This is a genomic window from Chitinophaga jiangningensis (assembly GCF_900142605.1).
GTDB classification, from domain to species: Bacteria; Bacteroidota; Bacteroidia; order Chitinophagales; family Chitinophagaceae; genus Chitinophaga; species Chitinophaga jiangningensis.
The window spans coordinates 501,702-517,835 of the sequence record NZ_FRBL01000007.1 but is presented as its reverse complement, the minus strand read 5'-3'; the positions used below and the strand labels follow the sequence as shown (position 1 = coordinate 517,835).

The following is a 16,134-nucleotide window of genomic DNA, read 5'->3' as shown; positions in this document are numbered from 1 at the left end:
TTTTAAGTCCTGCAATATCACAGTTGGCCAGATTACGTATGGGGCGCATAGCGCATTTCATGCAGTATCCGGTGCAAGTGCAACAGCAGGTATTTCAGAATCTTATCTCTGCCGCTCAGTATACCGAATTCGGAAAACAACACGGATTCTCCAAAATATACAAGATCGATGAGTATAAGAAGGCTGTTCCTATTCATACCTATGATACCATCAAACCCTATATCCAGCGGGTGATGGAAGGCCAACAGAATGTACTCTGGAATACTCCGATAAAATGGTTTGCCAAGTCAAGCGGCACTACCGCAGATAAAAGCAAATTTATTCCCGTAACTGTAGAAAGCCTCGATGAGTGCCACTACCGCTCCGGCCGGGATGTACTCACTTTATATTATAATAACTTCCCCGACTCGGATGTGCTCACCGGCAAATCACTCGTGATCGGAGGAAGCCACCAGGTGAATAAATTGTCGGACGACAGCGACTCCTACTTCGGAGATCTCAGCGCCGTGATGCTGCAAAACATGCCGTTTTATGGCAACATGATCCGCACGCCCGACCTCTCCATCGCCCTGATGGACGAATGGGAAGAAAAAATTGAGCGTATGGCCAATGCCGTTATACATGAAAATGTAACCAGCATCGCCGGTGTACCCACCTGGACCATCGTATTGATTAAAAGAATATTTGAGCTCACCGGTACAGACAACCTGGCCGATGTGTGGCCCAATATAGAACTATATATGCACGGCGGCGTAAGCTTTACCCCTTACCGCGAACAGTTTAAAAAACTGATCCGCAAGCCGCTGATGTATTACCAGGAAACCTATAATGCCTCCGAAGGCTTTTTTGCCGCACAGGATGTTATAGGAGAAGAAGGATTACTCCTGTTCCTCAACCATGGTATATTCTACGAGTTTATGCCAATGGAGGAACTGGGTAAGGAAGAGCCGCGCACGCTGCAACTCCAGGAAGTAGAGCTGGGTAAAAACTATGCACTGGTGATCAGCACCAATGGCGGCCTTTGGCGCTATATGGTAGGGGATACCGTACAGTTTACCTCCCTGCTGCCTTACCGGATCAAAGTAAGCGGCCGCACCAAATCCTTTATCAACGCCTTCGGGGAAGAGGTGATCGTGGAAAACTCGGATACCGCCATCGCCAAAGCCAGCGAAGCTACCGGCGCTATCGTGAACGACTATACGGCTGCTCCCGTATATTTCAGCGATAACGGCAACGGTGGCCACGAGTGGCTGGTGGAATTTGATAAGGCGCCGGACAATATGGAACACTTTATCGACGTTCTTGACGGCACACTTAAAACCATTAATTCCGATTACGAAGCTAAAAGACATAAGGACATCGCACTGGCACGACCACAGGTACACGTAATGCCACAAGGCACCTTCTGCGAATTCCTCAAAAGTAAAGGCAAGCTCGGAGGACAACACAAAGTGCCACGCCTCAACAACGACCGCAACTATCTCGAAGAGATCCTGCGGTTTGCTAAATCAAACATGAACGCTTAAAAACCTATCAACTATAACATGAAATTACTGGAGAACAAAGTAGCGATTGTAACTGGTGCCAGCCGTGGTATCGGTGAGGCTATTGCCCTGAAATTTGCAGCACAAGGCGCAAACGTAGCTTTCACATATGTAAGCTCCGATGAGAAAGCGAAAATTCTTGAAGATAAACTCACCGCTTTAGGCGTAAAAGCGAAAGCATATAAATCTAACGCAGGTGTATTTGAAGAAACCGAAGCACTGGTAGCGGATGTACTGAAAGAATTCGGTCAAATCGATATCTGCGTGAATAATGCCGGTATTTCCAAAGACAACCTGTTACTCCGCATGAGCCCTGATCAATGGGATGATGTGATGAACATCAATCTGAAGAGCGTATACAACATGACCAAACAGGTAATCCGCCCGATGATGAAAGCGAAAAGCGGCTCTATCATCAACATGAGCTCTGTTATCGGTATCATGGGTAACGCAGGTCAAAGCAGCTATGCCGCTTCTAAAGCAGGTATCATCGGTTTTACCAAATCAATTGCACAGGAAATGGGTAGCCGTAATATCCGCGTAAACGCCGTAGCGCCCGGCTTCATCGAAACTGATATGACCAGCTACCTCAAAGAAGGCGATGCTGCTAACAACTATATTTCTCAAATTCCACTCAACCGCTTCGGTACACCGGAAGATATCGCAAATGTATGCCTGTTCCTGGCTTCTGACATGAGCAGCTACGTTACCGGACAAACGCTGAGCACCTGCGGTGGACTTTGCATGTAATTACTATATGACTGATAAGTTATATTAATAAAAAACGCGGACTTAAGTCCGCGTTTTTTATTATTCCAAAGTTACGTATCTTTTGCCCTACAGTGAACCGGGGATAATCCCCAGCCAGCCATACTTTGGAGCATAAAACCTTAAATATCAGGCGTGAGAGTAGTGAATTAGCCGACTTTGAGTATTTATTCAAAGTCCACTATGACGCGCTCTGTACTTTCGCGTTTGATTTTGTGGGTCGCCGTGAACTGGCCGAAGAGATTGTACAGGAAACCTTCCTGAAAATATGGGAGCGCTTTTCAGAATTGCAAATTGAAGTCTCCGAAAAAGCCTACCTGTATAAGGCGGTACAAAACAATTGCCTCAATTGCCTAAAGCAGGACAAGATCCGCCAGCGGTATGGGTCAGAGCTGTTGCAGCAAATAGAATCACGTACCTCCCTGATGAACCTGAGCATGCATACGCCAGTAGAAAAACTGGAACACAATGAAATGATTGGCATGGTGGAAAAAGCCATCCGCCGCCTGCCTCCTCAGTGCCAGGATATCTTCCGGCTAAGCCGCTTTGAACAGCTTAGCTATCCCGAAATATCACGGCAGATGGGCATCTCCATCAACACCGTAAAAACACAAATGACCCGCGCACTAAAAAAGCTGCGGGATGATCTGCTACCTGTCCTGAAACCAAAGGAATAATCAACTAAAAATTTTTTTTCAGCTTGTCACCCTGTTGGTACAGGAGGATTGTCTTACACCTGTTTTATTCTTGTTATGACTAACTATTCGCGCGAGGAAATGGATGAACTGATTGCGCAGTTCCTGTCGGGAAACGCTACCACGGCCGAACAGCAGCAATTGGAGGACTGGATTGAAGCCAGTGCGGCTAACCGCCTGCACTTCCTCGGGCTGCGTGAAGCCTGGCTGGCTACTGCCCGTACGGGCAGCTACGATGCCCTCAGCGCCTGGCAGGAAATGAGGACACAGCTATCACCCAAGCCGGTATGGTACGCCGGATGGAAGAAAGCAATTCGTATAGCAGCCTCGTTTATACTGCCATTTATCATCGGTGGTAGTGCGGTACTGGCCTGGGTTTACAAGGGGAAAACCGCCAACCCGGACGGCATGGTAACCATCACCAGCCCCAAAGGAGCCACCACCAGGATAGAACTCTCCGATGGTACAGAAGTATGGCTCAACGCCGGCAGTAAACTGCAATACGCACACTCCTATAATGGACTGCGCAGAGAAGTAAAACTGGAAGGAGAAGCCTTCTTTAAAGTACATACCAATCCTCAGAAACCCTTTACCGTAAAGGCGGCCGACCTGAGGATACTGGCACTGGGCACGAGTTTCAACGTGAAAGCCTATCCGGAAGATAAAACAGTGGTAACCACCCTGATCGACGGAGAAGTGAAAATCGATGGATCCGCTACCAGCAAGCCATTTAATATGATGATGCGGCCACATGACCATGTCGTTTATCAAAAACCTGTCACGAACAATGAAAAACAACCGGCGCCGGCCCCTGATAATGGCCATTCAACCACGCCGGTAGCAACAAAAGCAGTGGATAATACAGAAATCTATACAGCATGGAAAGACGGTAACTGGATAGTAGAAGCACAAACCTTTGCCGAACTGGCAGTAACAATGGAAAGAAAGTTCAATGTACAGGTGATCTTTCAGGACGAGGCACTAAAGGCTTATAAATTCACCGGTACCTTCCGCCAGGAAACCCTGGAACAGGTACTGAATATTTTAAAATTAACCGCACCGCTCAAATACACGATAGACAAAGGAACCGTTACGGTGTCGGTAGATCAGTTGTTAAAGGAAAAGTATTCAAATGCCCTGAAGTCGGGCAGGTAATAATCAGTGAATAACGAAAAAAATTTAATCACCTGTAAAAAATATTCATGCACGATATGAACGACTAAAAAAATTGGGGTAATGCGACTTACCCCAATCAACGAAAATCACCTGATGCAGCCGGGTCTTTGCGACGGACCCACTGCCGTAAAATTCGTTTAACTAAAATCTTTACAAGTTTATGAAATCCACTTCAAACCTGGCGGAATTTATCTGCCCCAGGCGAAAATTATTGCTTATGATGAAAATGACGAGTCTGTTGATTTTCGCAGGATTTATACAGGCTTCCGCATCTACGTATGCGCAGGACCGTATTGCATCCTTATCCGCTGACAATAAGCGGGTTAAAGATGTATTCAAAATGATAGAAGGCAGCAGTAACTACCGCTTCTTCTACAATGAAGATTTCTCTGATCTCAACAAAGCTGTAACCATCGATGTGAAAAACAAAAAGATAGATGATGTTTTAGGTATGTTATTCGACAAAACTAACGTCACCTATCGCGTATTGGAAAACAATCTGGTAGTAATCACTCCTGCCTCAAAAGCAGTAGCAGAAAAGATCTCCGGTAAAGTAACCGATGCAAAAACAGGAGAAGCATTGCCAGGTGTAACGATTACCGTTGAAGGCAGCGGCGCTGGCGCTGTTACTGATGGTAATGGTACTTTCGCACTCAATGCACCCAACGCTAATGTAACCCTGGTGGTAAGCTATATTGGCTATATCCAGCAAAAAATAAGACTGGAAGGTCGCCACGAGGTGAATATTAAGCTGGAACCTGATACCAAGAAACTGGATGAAGTAGTGGTAATGGGGTATACCACCACCACTGTTAAAAATCTTACCGGTGCGGCGCAGGTAGTAAATGCCGCCAAACTCAAAGACGTTACTGCCAACAGCATGGATAAAATGCTCCAGGGTAAAGTATCCGGCGTGTTTGTAGGTAGTAGCTCCGGCGATCCTTCCGCAGCTCCGTCTGTGCGTATCCGTGGTAACGGTACCCTCACCGCAGGTAATGCACCACTGATCGTAGTGGATGGTATCATCGGTGGTTTGCCTAACCCAAGTGATATCGAGTCCGTAACTGTTTTGAAAGATGCTGCCGCTACTACTTTATATGGCGCCCGTGCCGCCAACGGGGTAATGGTGATCACCACCAAAAGAGGTAAAGCAGGTAAATCACAGACTACCTTCCGTACCAACATCGGCGCTGCACAGCTGAATACCGGCCACTTCAAACTGATGAATGGTGCCCAGCTGTTTGACCTGCAACAGGCCGCCGGTGCGAACATGGACCCGGCCATCCGCAACCTCAACACCGACTGGCAGCAACTCGCCTTCCATACCGCTTCTAACCAGAACTATGAACTGAGCACCAGCGGCGGTAGCGAAAAAACGAAATTCTACCTCGGTGGCAACTATTACAAAGAAGATGGTATCCTCAGAGGTACTGGATTGGAGCGCTTTAGCGGCCGCCTGAACCTCGATCATAACATCAATGACAAGTTCCGCATCAGCGCTAATTTCGCTGCTTCCCAGCAAAATGACCATGATAATTCCGGTGGGTCACTGTATCAATACTACACCAACAACCCATGGGATAAGCCATATGATGCAGACGGAAAGCCGATTAATCCTGTTTATGTAGATACCTGGTACAACAGGGACAGATCCAACTTCCTGTATGACCAGCAATATAACTACGACACCAGGAAACGCCAGTCCCTCGAAGGATTGTTTAAACTGGAATATGATATCACCAAATGGTTGTCATTCAGTAGCACCAATCGCGCTGAATCCTACCACTACCGCGAAGAATACAATGGCGACATCAGAACGTCTGCTGGTGGCGATGACCTCGGAAACCTGTATCAGGGCTATATCGATTCATCCGCATATATCAGCTCCAACCTCCTGAAAGCAAGGTATACCATTAAAAAAGATCACCACATTGATGGATTGCTCGGTGCTGAATTTCAGACAGTAAATTATCAGGCCGGCGACGCTACCGGTAAAGGTATCCTTCCGGGCAGAGATGTACTGGATGCTGCTGCTACCCCACAAAGTATCGGAAGCAGCAAAATTGACCGTGCATTCAATTCCTACTTTGTACAGGCGAATTATAACTACGCCTACAAATATTATTTCACCGGCTCTTTCAGACGTGATGGTTCTTCCCGCTTTGGTGCCAATAACCAATATGGTAACTTCTTTGCCTTCGGTGGTTCATGGGCGGCTTCAGAAGAAAACTTCATAAAAAATATCAAACAGATTTCCAACCTTAAACTGCGCGCCAGCTACGGTACTACAGGTAACGCCAACATCGACGATTACCTGGCTGTTGGTTCCTATGCAGCCACTGCACAGTATAATGGCTTGCCTTCCGTTTACCCGTACAGGTTAGACGTGCCAAATCTCTCCTGGGAAAAAGCCTACAATACCAACATCGGTATTGACCTCGGACTGTGGAACAGACTGAATCTTACAGTGGAAATTTATCAGAAGGACAACAAGGGCTTGCTGTTTAACGTACCGCTGCCAGCAAATGCCGGCTACCCTTATATTCCAATGAACGTTGGACAGGTAAGGAACAAAGGACTGGAAATTGCTGTCAACTCTGAAAACCTGATCGGTAAATTTAAATGGAGTACTGATTTCAACATCGGCTTTAACAAGAACCGGGTAATGGCCCTCTACGGTGATCAGTCACAGATCATCGATCCTGCCAGCAGCTACTTTGCCCTGCAAACAGGCCAGGACATGCGTACCTTCTATATGCGTAAATGGCTCGGTGTGGACCCTGCAAATGGAAATCCGCTGTGGGAAAAGGTTACCACTGACCCAACGACCGGGAAAGTTACCAGGACCGCTACCAGCAATTATAACAGCGCCACTTTACAAAACGTGGGCTCTGCATCTCCCAAATTCTTTGGTGGTATCAGAAACACTTTTGGATATAAGAATTTCCAGCTGTCCGCCTTCTTCACATTTGTATCCGGCAACCAGATTTACAACAGCACCAGAGAGCTGATGGATAACGATGGCGCCTATGCGCAGTACAACCTGATGCAGCTGGATAAAGGCTGGAGCCGTTGGGAAAAACCAGGCGATAACGCTACCCATCCTAAATACACACTGAACGGTAATAATAACTCTCACAAGCCATCTTCCCGATTCCTGGAAGACGGTAGCTACCTGCGCCTGAGAAACGTAAACCTGAGCTACTCCCTGCCTCAGGAATGGCTGCAGCGCATGAAAATCGGCAATGCCAGAATTTCTGTAGGTGGCGACAACCTGTGGACCCTTACCAAATTCTCAGGTATTGATCCTGAGGTGGACGACCGCGGTATCAATAGTTTCAAGTATCCTATTGCCCGAAAATGGTTTGCCGGTCTGGAAATTAATTTTTAACAGGTATTAAAAAGAGATTTATATGAAGCATATATCAAAATATTTCGCAGGTCTTTCGCTGGTGTTACTGGCTACTTCCTGCTCCCTCAAAAAAGATCCGCATGATGCTGTTCCTAACAAGGATGTAAAAGATCCGGCTATGTGGCAAAATGCTACAGACGGTAATTATGCCTTATTAAAAGAAGAGAATTTTACCCGTAACTATTGGCAGATAGGGGAGTTCCCAAGTGATGATATTGCATTGAGCGGCACCACAACAGACCCGCTTTTTTATTCATACACTTACGGACACCTGACCAACCAGGGCAACACTTCCGCCTACTGGCGCGCTGCTTACAGAACCATTAACGCCTGTAACCTGCTGTTGGCAGAAATGAAAGAAGGCACCTCCGCAGATGTAGATCAGATGATGGGGGAGAACCTGTTTCTCCGTGCGTTTGTACACCACAGCCTGGTGCGCACTTTCGGCCGCCCTTATCAGCAGTCGCCGGAAACAAACCTGGGTGTGCCGGTAGTCACCACTCCGGATATAACGGCTAAGCCTAAACGTAATACTGTTAAAGAAGTATACGACCAGGTAATTGCAGATTTGCTGAAGGCGAAAGACCTGATGACGGAAGACAGAAGCAACAGCTATGCTTCTAAAAACGTTGCCATGGCGATGCTGGCAAGGGTATACCTCTACAAAGGCCAGAATGACCTGGCGTATGCCTATGCGGATTCTGTGATCAGATCAAACCGCTATTCCCTGGTGCCTACCGTGGACCTGGCGAAATATTATACAAAGGGTAATGAAGATAATAAGGAAACCATCTGGGCAATCCATCATACCGCACAGGATGACAGAGACTGGTCATCCATCGGTTCCATGTATTATACTTCTCCGAGCGGTCTTGGTTATGGCGAAATCTATGCGTCAGAAGCCTATCGCAAACTGCTGGATAAATATCCGGAAGATGCCAGACATAGCTTTGTGCAGCCGGTAATACTGAAGAAAGCCAACGGCCAGGATTCTACCGATGCCAGTGGCAACAAGGTGATAGCTACCCGTGGTAAAGCCGGTGGTATCCAGGTGCAGAAGTGGTATATCCTGAAGTTCTCTAACCAGGATAATATCCCTACACTCAGCTCTCCGGTGGTATTCCGCCTGGCGGAAATGTACCTCATCAGGGCAGAAGCGGCAGCTAAAATGGGTAATAATGACCAGGCCATCGCAGATGTGAATACTATTCGTAGTCGCGCAGGACTCAGTGGCAGCGCACTTTTCACCACTGCCGACCTGAAAGGGTATGCCTCCGTACTCGACGTGGTACTCGACGAAACCCGCCTGGAGCTTGCGTTTGAATCGCACCGTTGCTTCGACGTGTTCCGGAATAACAAAAATCTGGTAAGAAATTATCCCGGTTATCACCCGGTAAATCCTCAAACGATTGAGTACACCAATCCAAGGGTAGTGCACTTTATCCCAGAACAGGATATTGTACTAAACCCTAACCTGGTACAAAACCCATAAGAATAACCATATACTATGAAAGGCTCCCTACGAAAGCAGGGAGCCTTCCTTTTTACCGCTTACACAGTCTTAGTAGCGATTCGCTATTTTTTTCCATATTTTTCCCGGATCAATTATTCTTACATGCTACAACTTCAGCCTCATACCCGTTTTGTAACAAAAGGATTGATATTGGCTGGTCTTACCTTTGGATTGTTTGGCACCGCCAGGGCCCAGCAGCTGAAGTATACCACCGGTAACAACTCCTGGAATGCAGATTCATTGGGTAACCACCGGGTGGTGGTCTATTTTAACGGCCCCGGAAACGTTGCCAGGGTAGTAATTCCCTGGCGCCGCCGTGATGAAAATCCAGCGGGCAAACGCATCGTCATCCAGGATGCTAAAACTAAAGCAAGGATAAAAAACATTAAACTTTTATCCATCAATCGTGAACAAGGAGATATTATTTTTGAACCCACCTCCGGCAAAGGTGAGTACTACATTTACTACCTGCCATACCAAAATGAAGGTCGCGCCAATTATCCACAGGGCGTATACCTGCCACCAGGGACTTCCGCTGATGTAACCTGGACGGATACTCTCCCTGCTGCCCCTAAACCGAATACCACGGTGAAGGCCATGGAGTCAGTGGATGAGTTCAACAGCTTTTACCCAATGGAGGTAATTGCTACCCAGGCAGAAATGAAATCCCTGCTGCTGAAGCACCCCGGCGCGGGTTACCTCATCTTCCCGGAAGACAGAGCCTTCCCCATAAAAATGACGGATGATATTCCGCAACGCTGGATACAGAAAGGGCCATCACAAGCCTTTCAGGGCCAGGCGGATAAAGGAGAGTACTATGCGTTTCAATTGGGTATATACGCACGTAAGGACCTGAAAGATGTACAAGTCCGATTCTCTGATCTGAAAACCGCCGACGGTAAACAAATTCCGGCTGACCAGCTGAGCTGCATCAATACTACCGGTACTACCTACGACGCCAAACCTTTTACCAGTACCGTAAATGTAGCCTCAGGCAAAGTGCAGGCACTCTGGTGCGGCATTGATGTACCAGCCAATGCACAGCCGGGTATATATAAAGGTATTGTTACCGTGCAACCGGAAGGAGCACCCGCCATGCCGGTACGTGTAACCCTTACCGTTACCGCTAAAACTGCTGTCAACAGCGGGTTTAACGAACCCTGGAAACAAACCCGCCTTAAATGGCTGAATTCTACACTGGCACAGGAAAATGCGGTGATAGCGCCGTACACGCCGCTGGTGATGACGGACAGCGTTATCTCTTTACTGGGCCGAAAGGTAGGTATCAATAAAGATGGCTTCCCTGCGCAGATACAGACTTTCTTTACCCCGGAAATGACCAGCACTACGGACAAGCCCCGTAACCTGATCATTGAGCCGCTGCACTTCCACTTCATCGGCGCCGCTACCGGCAAGGATTTGAAATGGACCAGCCAGGGCTGGACAGTGGCCTCCCGCGATAATGGGAAAATTACCTGGCATGCCGTGAATACAACACCTGGCTTACAGATGGATGTAGATGGCTCCCTGGAATTTGACGGACATATGGAATACGTGGTGAAAGTAACCGCCACCGAAGAAGTGGCATTTAAAGACGTTACTTTCCACATTCCTTTTGATACCACCGTAGCCAAATACATGATGGGCCTGAACCAGAAAGGAGGCCTCCGCCCGTCGATGGTGGATTGGAAATGGGATGTGGCACATAAAAACCAGGATGGCGCCTGGGTTGGCGATGTGAACGCCGGGCTGCAATTCACCCTTCGTGACGAGCACTATGTTCGCCCGCTGAACACCAACTTCTACCTGCAAAAACCTTTACTGCTGCCTACCTCATGGGGTAACGACAATAAAGGCGGTATCACACTTGGCCTCAAAGGCAAGTCGGTACTGGCAAATGCTTATACCGGCACCCGCACCATGAAAAAAGGAGAGGTGCTCTACTACAATTTCAACCTGCTGATAACGCCGTTCCATACACTGAATACAGATTTTCAGTGGTCCAACCGGTTCTATCATAAATACGCCAACCCGGATACCATCAAGGCTACCGGCGCCACTGTCGTGAATATCCACCATGGCAATGAAATCAACCCATGGATTAATTATCCGTTCATTGAGTGGAAAAAAATGAAGGATTACATTGATGTGGCACACAGCAAAGGGCTGAAGGTGAAGATCTACAACACGGTACGTGAGCTGTCCAACCACGCATGGGAAACCTTCCCGCTGCGTAGCCTGGGGCACGAAGTGTACAGCCCCGGCAAGGGTGGTGGCTTCTCCTGGCTGCAGGAGCACGTGGGAAAAGACTACATCGCTGCCTGGTTTGTTCCTGAATTTAAGGATGCCGCCATCATCAACAGTGGTATGAACCGCTGGCATAACTACTATGTAGAAGGTATGAACTGGCTGGTGCAAAACGTGGGCATTGATGGTATTTACCTGGATGATGTAGCCTTCGACAGGGTGACCATGAAACGCATCAAGCGTGTACTTACGCAGGATGGGCATCCGGGGATTATCGATCTGCACTCCGCCAACCAGTACAATAAATCTGATGGATTCCAGAACAGCGCTATGTTGTACATGGAGCATTTTCCTTACCTGAACAGGCTCTGGTTTGGAGAGTATTTCGACTATGAAAAGAACGGACCTGATTTCTTCCTCACGGAAGTAAGTGGTATTCCATTTGGTCTCATGGGCGAAATGCTGCAGGATGGCGGTAATCCATGGAGAGGCATGGTTTATGGGATGACTAACCGGATGCCCTGGTCGGATAATGCTGATCCTCGGCCTATCTGGAAGGTATGGGATGATTTCGGTATCCAGGGTTCCCGTATGGTGGGCTATTGGGTAGATGATAATCCTGTAAAAACAGATGATCCACAGGTGCCGGCCACGATCTATCGTAAGAACGGGGCGGTATTGGTATCCCTGGCAAGCTGGGCAGGCGGGGAAACCTCCGTGCATCTGAATATTAACTGGCAGGAGCTGGGCATCGACCCGGCAAAGGCAGTGATTACGGCACCGGATATACGTAATTTCCAGCAGGGACAAGTGTTTGCAAAGGATGCCGCCATACCGGTGGCGCCTGGAAAAGGCTGGCTGCTGATCATAAAATAAAATAGAAAAGACCGGAGGAGCCACCTCCGGTCTTTTTTTCAACAACTAAAAACTGAGGGGGTGATGCCCCTGATATCTTAATAACGCTTTCCTGCGATTTCCACCCTAAAGGTTTCCACACATTTTCTGTCCTGTAAGGTTACATACACCGTTTTTCCGTCCGGATCACCAAAGGTCAGGTTGCTGCATTGCTTGCCTTTTAGGGCTACTTCCCTGATCAGTTCACCTTTGGGCGACAATACCGCGATCGTCCCTTTACCCCAGCGGGCGATGTACAGGTTTCCGGCCTTATCGCATTTCATACCATCGAAGCCAAAATCCGGGAAGGTAGCGAAGAGGGTTTTATTGGAGATATTCCCTTTTTTATCTACATCGTATTTCCAGACTTTCCGCTGGGTGGCCTCATTTACGTAGAGTGTTTTTTCATCCGGGCTGAGCTCAATACCGTTGGTGGTACCCATGTTTGCCTCCAGCAGCACGGGTTTGCGGTTGGTATCGATGCGCCATAGCTGGCCGGTATTGTTTTTCCAGTTGGGGTCAGATGCAAAGATCTGGTCCTTTTTATTGATGCAAAGGTCATTTGGCTGATTGAACTGGTCGGAATGTACGTATACACTCACCTTTTTTGTCTTCATATCTACCGTAAGTACATTATGTCCTTTGAAATCGGGGAGATACATAGTGCCTTTGCTGTCAAAGTTCACGGAGTTGCCTATACTACTGTCCGGCAGTGTCACGAACACTTCGCCTGCACCGGTTTTCGTATCAATTTTCCCTACCGTGCCATCTTTCTGGAAGTTGACAACATAGAAGTTGCCGGCCTTATCGAAGTTGGGGCCTTCGATGTTTACGGAAAACATTTTTTCGGCGGTGAGGTCCTTTGCAGTGTAAAGAGGCCTTTCCTGCGCGAGGACGGACAGGCTACCACCTGCGAGTAGTGCCAGCATGTATGTTTTTTTCATTTTAATGGATTTTTGCCGCATTAAAATAATCAACTATTCCAAAAAAATATTTTTTACTTGATCAAAGGAAAAGCACTGCTGTTGGGCTTTTTATTTATCAAGTAGGATTTTCGGGGGAGATAGCAAATTCCGTTGCGTGGTATTTTACTACTTTTGCCCGCATGATTCACGTTTCGGAGTTTAAAGATCTGGCGCACCTGACTATTCATAAGGTAGGAAATTCCTCCAATGAGGAGATGCTGCTTTGTTCCAAAGCACCGCTGCAACTGGAGGATGAAACCATCAGCCAGCTGCTGATCACTTATTTTATTCAGCCGTTTACCAAGTCGGCAGAGTATTTCAGGTTTTTTCACGAAGCAGATTTGCAGCTGAATGAAGTTTTTCAATATTGTCGCCGTATATTTGGCGACCAAAATGAGTTTCAGGAGCAGTCTGTAAATATTGCCAAACATCTATATAAACATTCCACCCATCCCAAAATAAAAGGTGGAGAGCTCTATATAGCCTACTTTAGCAAGTGCCTTGTGGATGGAGAAGAAGTGCCTGCCATTGGAATATTCAAGTCAGAAAACCGGGATACCTATTTGAAAGTTTTCCTTGAAGACGATAATTACCAGGTGAATTATGAGGACGGCATCAATATTAATAAGCTTGACAAAGGCTGCCTGATCTTTAATACAGAGGAAGAGGAAGGCTATAAAGTGAGTATAGTGGACAGCACTGGAAAGCAAACAGAAGCTGTGTATTGGAAAGATGCATTTTTACAGGTGACCAGGAGGGAAGATAGTTACCATCAGACGGAACTGGCTGTAAACATGTGTAAGCAGTTTATAGATAACAAACTGCCCACGGAGTATGAAATGGACAGGGTAGATCAGGTAGATCTGCTAAACAAATCAGCCGCATACTTTAAGGAAAAAGAACATTTTCAGTTAGATGACTTTGCAAACGAAGTGTTGGGCCATCCTGAGGCTATCGCATCGTTTAAAGAATACAGGAACGAATACCAGCAAGCGTTCCAACAGGATATCCCTGATGAATTTGAAATATCTGCACCAGCCGTTAAAAAGCAACAGAAAGTCTTTAAGAGCATTCTGAAGCTGGACAGGAATTTTCATATCTATATACATGGTAATCGTGAGCTGATTGAACGTGGGTTCGATGAGGCTACTAATATGCACTACTACAAGCTTTTGTTTGAGAACGAAGCCTAGTAGGCCCCTATAAAGAATTTTAAAATTTTCTCATAAGCAAAAACCAATTATTAACAAAGGCTGCTCCGTCTGGGCGGCCTTTTAAGATTACGCAGCGCGACTATCAAGATAACAAAAATTTTATCTATATATAAAAAAAGAACCGGCTTTACGGCCGGTTCTTTTTTTATGATTTATTGTTGTTGTTATTATTAGGATTGGAAGGTTTTGGTTTGTGATGTTTAGGTGGGCGGCGGTCCTGTTTAGGTGGCTGACCCTGTCCTTGTCCTTCTCTTTCCTGTTTAGGCCCTTGCTGTTGCTGGCGGCCCTGGTGCTGATCGCGTGGCGGGCGGTTTTGCTGGTTGCCTCCCTGGTTAGGTTGTCCTCCTTGATTGGGTTGTCCTCCCTGTTTGGGCGGGCGGTTGTCCTGCTTTTGCCTGTTACGATCGTGGTGGCGGTTATCTGGGCGGCCCTGCTGTTGTCCTTTCTGCTCTTGCTTAGCTTCCTGACGTTGCTGCGGCTGTTTGCCCGGTTCGCCTTTCTGTTGTTTCTGTTTGTCCTTGTCCTTCTGCTTGCGCTTCTGAACAGTTTTTTCCAGAGACTTCAGGCTGATCTGTCCTACTACATCTGCAAATCCGAGATCGGTTTCTTTCGGTTTATGCACATTTACTACCTCTACAGCTTTCAGATCATCCGGCTTCACACCTTGTTTGTTGAGCTGGCGGATTTCTTTGGCCCTGGTAATGGTCAGCGGATATTGCTTGTTACTTCCTTCGTAGGAATACCACATGAGGCTTTTGAAGATATCGCGTTTCTGTAAGGTGGCTACCCCGTTCGCAGTTTCTATGGTGTCTGCATCTTCAGGGAAATCTTTCAGTGCATCCATGTAAGTATCCAGTTCGTAGTTGAGGCAGCATTTAAGGCGGCCACATTGTCCGGATAACTTCGCCTGGTTGATGGAAAGGTTCTGATAACGAGCAGCAGTGGTGTTCACGCTTTTGAAATCAGAGAGCCAGGTAGAGCAGCATAATTCGCGGCCGCAGCTACCAATTCCTCCTACTTTTCCGGCTTCCTGGCGGGCACCTATCTGGCGCATCTCCACTTTAGCTCTGAATTCGGAGGCGTAAACCTTAATCAGTTCACGGAAATCGACACGATCATCGGCAGTGTAAAAGAACGTTGCTTTTCGGCCATCGGCCTGAATTTCGACCTCGGTAAGTTTCATTTCAAGGCCCAGGCTGCGGGCTAATGCCCTTGATTTAATCAATGCCTCCTTTTCTCGGGCCTTATTATCACTCATCCTTTGCAGGTCGTCGTGTGTTGATCGACGCAGGACCTTTTTGACTTCGGGTGTGTCCTCTGCGCGTCGTTTTTTCATCTGTAGTTTTACCAGTTCACCTGTCAGGCTTACTGTTCCAACGTCAAAGCCGCTGATCCCTTCTACGGTAACCATCTCACCCTTATCAAGATGCTGTCTGGTTACATTACGGTAAAAATCTTTGCGGCTTCCATTGTTAAAACTAACTTCAATAATGTCAAATGGTGATAAGCTGTCTGCTAGTGGAATATTGGATAACCAATCAAACACATTCAGTCTGTTACAACCTCCTGTACTGCATCCTCCATTACTCTTACATCCTGCTGGCTTACCATCTACACCCGTACCACATCCGGCACAAGCCATATTATTAAATAGTTTAAATTTTAGAAATAAGCATTTCAGGTCATTCCATCCCCTTAATATACAG

Annotated in this window: 10 protein-coding genes; 8 read left to right on the top strand and 2 right to left on the bottom strand. The window is 47.1% G+C overall.

Annotated elements, in window-relative coordinates; all coding sequences use genetic code 11:
* Nucleotides 1-23 precede the first annotated feature (23 nt).
* From BUB18_RS20400 to BUB18_RS20370, 7 genes are all read left to right on the top strand, one after another.
* Nucleotides 24-1,526 (top strand): GH3 auxin-responsive promoter family protein, encoded by a 1,503-nt coding sequence (locus BUB18_RS20400; protein ID WP_245805708.1) that lies wholly within the window; start codon nt 24-26, stop codon nt 1,524-1,526.
* 18 nt (nt 1,527-1,544) lie between these two features.
* Entirely contained in the window at nt 1,545-2,294 is a 750-nt protein-coding gene (gene fabG, locus BUB18_RS20395) for a 3-oxoacyl-[acyl-carrier-protein] reductase (RefSeq protein ID WP_073084589.1), read from the top strand.
* 125 nt (nt 2,295-2,419) lie between these two features.
* Nucleotides 2,420-2,989 carry an RNA polymerase sigma-70 factor gene (locus BUB18_RS20390; RefSeq protein ID WP_073084587.1) on the top strand — a complete coding sequence of 190 codons (570 nt, stop codon included), beginning with the start codon at nt 2,420-2,422 and terminating at the stop codon, nt 2,987-2,989.
* A gap of 75 nt (nt 2,990-3,064) precedes the next feature.
* Nucleotides 3,065-4,162: a FecR family protein gene (locus BUB18_RS20385; RefSeq protein ID WP_083550362.1), complete on the top strand. Its 1,098-nt coding sequence runs from the start codon at nt 3,065-3,067 to the stop codon at nt 4,160-4,162.
* A gap of 238 nt (nt 4,163-4,400) precedes the next feature.
* Nucleotides 4,401-7,574 carry a TonB-dependent receptor gene (locus BUB18_RS20380; RefSeq protein ID WP_218588069.1) on the top strand — a complete coding sequence of 1,058 codons (3,174 nt, stop codon included), beginning with the start codon at nt 4,401-4,403 and terminating at the stop codon, nt 7,572-7,574.
* A gap of 22 nt (nt 7,575-7,596) precedes the next feature.
* Nucleotides 7,597-9,087, top strand: a complete 1,491-nt coding sequence (locus BUB18_RS20375) for a RagB/SusD family nutrient uptake outer membrane protein (protein WP_083550356.1) — start codon at nt 7,597-7,599, stop codon at nt 9,085-9,087.
* A 123-nt stretch (nt 9,088-9,210) separates the two neighbouring features.
* On the top strand, nt 9,211-12,231 hold the full coding sequence (locus tag BUB18_RS20370; RefSeq protein WP_073084755.1) for a glycoside hydrolase domain-containing protein: 3,021 nt from the start codon (nt 9,211-9,213) through the stop codon (nt 12,229-12,231).
* A gap of 77 nt (nt 12,232-12,308) precedes the next feature.
* On the opposite strand, the gene BUB18_RS20365 is transcribed toward BUB18_RS20370, so the two are convergent.
* Nucleotides 12,309-13,193: an SMP-30/gluconolactonase/LRE family protein gene (locus tag BUB18_RS20365; RefSeq protein WP_083550402.1), complete on the bottom strand. Its 885-nt coding sequence runs from the start codon at nt 13,191-13,193 to the stop codon at nt 12,309-12,311.
* A gap of 161 nt (nt 13,194-13,354) precedes the next feature.
* Between BUB18_RS20365 and BUB18_RS20360 the strand changes: the two genes are divergently transcribed.
* On the top strand, nt 13,355-14,407 hold the full coding sequence (locus BUB18_RS20360; protein WP_073084583.1) for a nucleoid-associated protein: 1,053 nt from the start codon (nt 13,355-13,357) through the stop codon (nt 14,405-14,407).
* 166 nt (nt 14,408-14,573) lie between these two features.
* Here the strand turns inward: BUB18_RS20360 and BUB18_RS20355 are convergent, their stop codons facing one another.
* Complete coding sequence (locus tag BUB18_RS20355) at nt 14,574-16,070, bottom strand: PSP1 domain-containing protein (protein WP_073084582.1); 1,497 nt, start codon at nt 16,068-16,070, stop codon at nt 14,574-14,576.
* Nucleotides 16,071-16,134 lie beyond the last annotated feature (64 nt).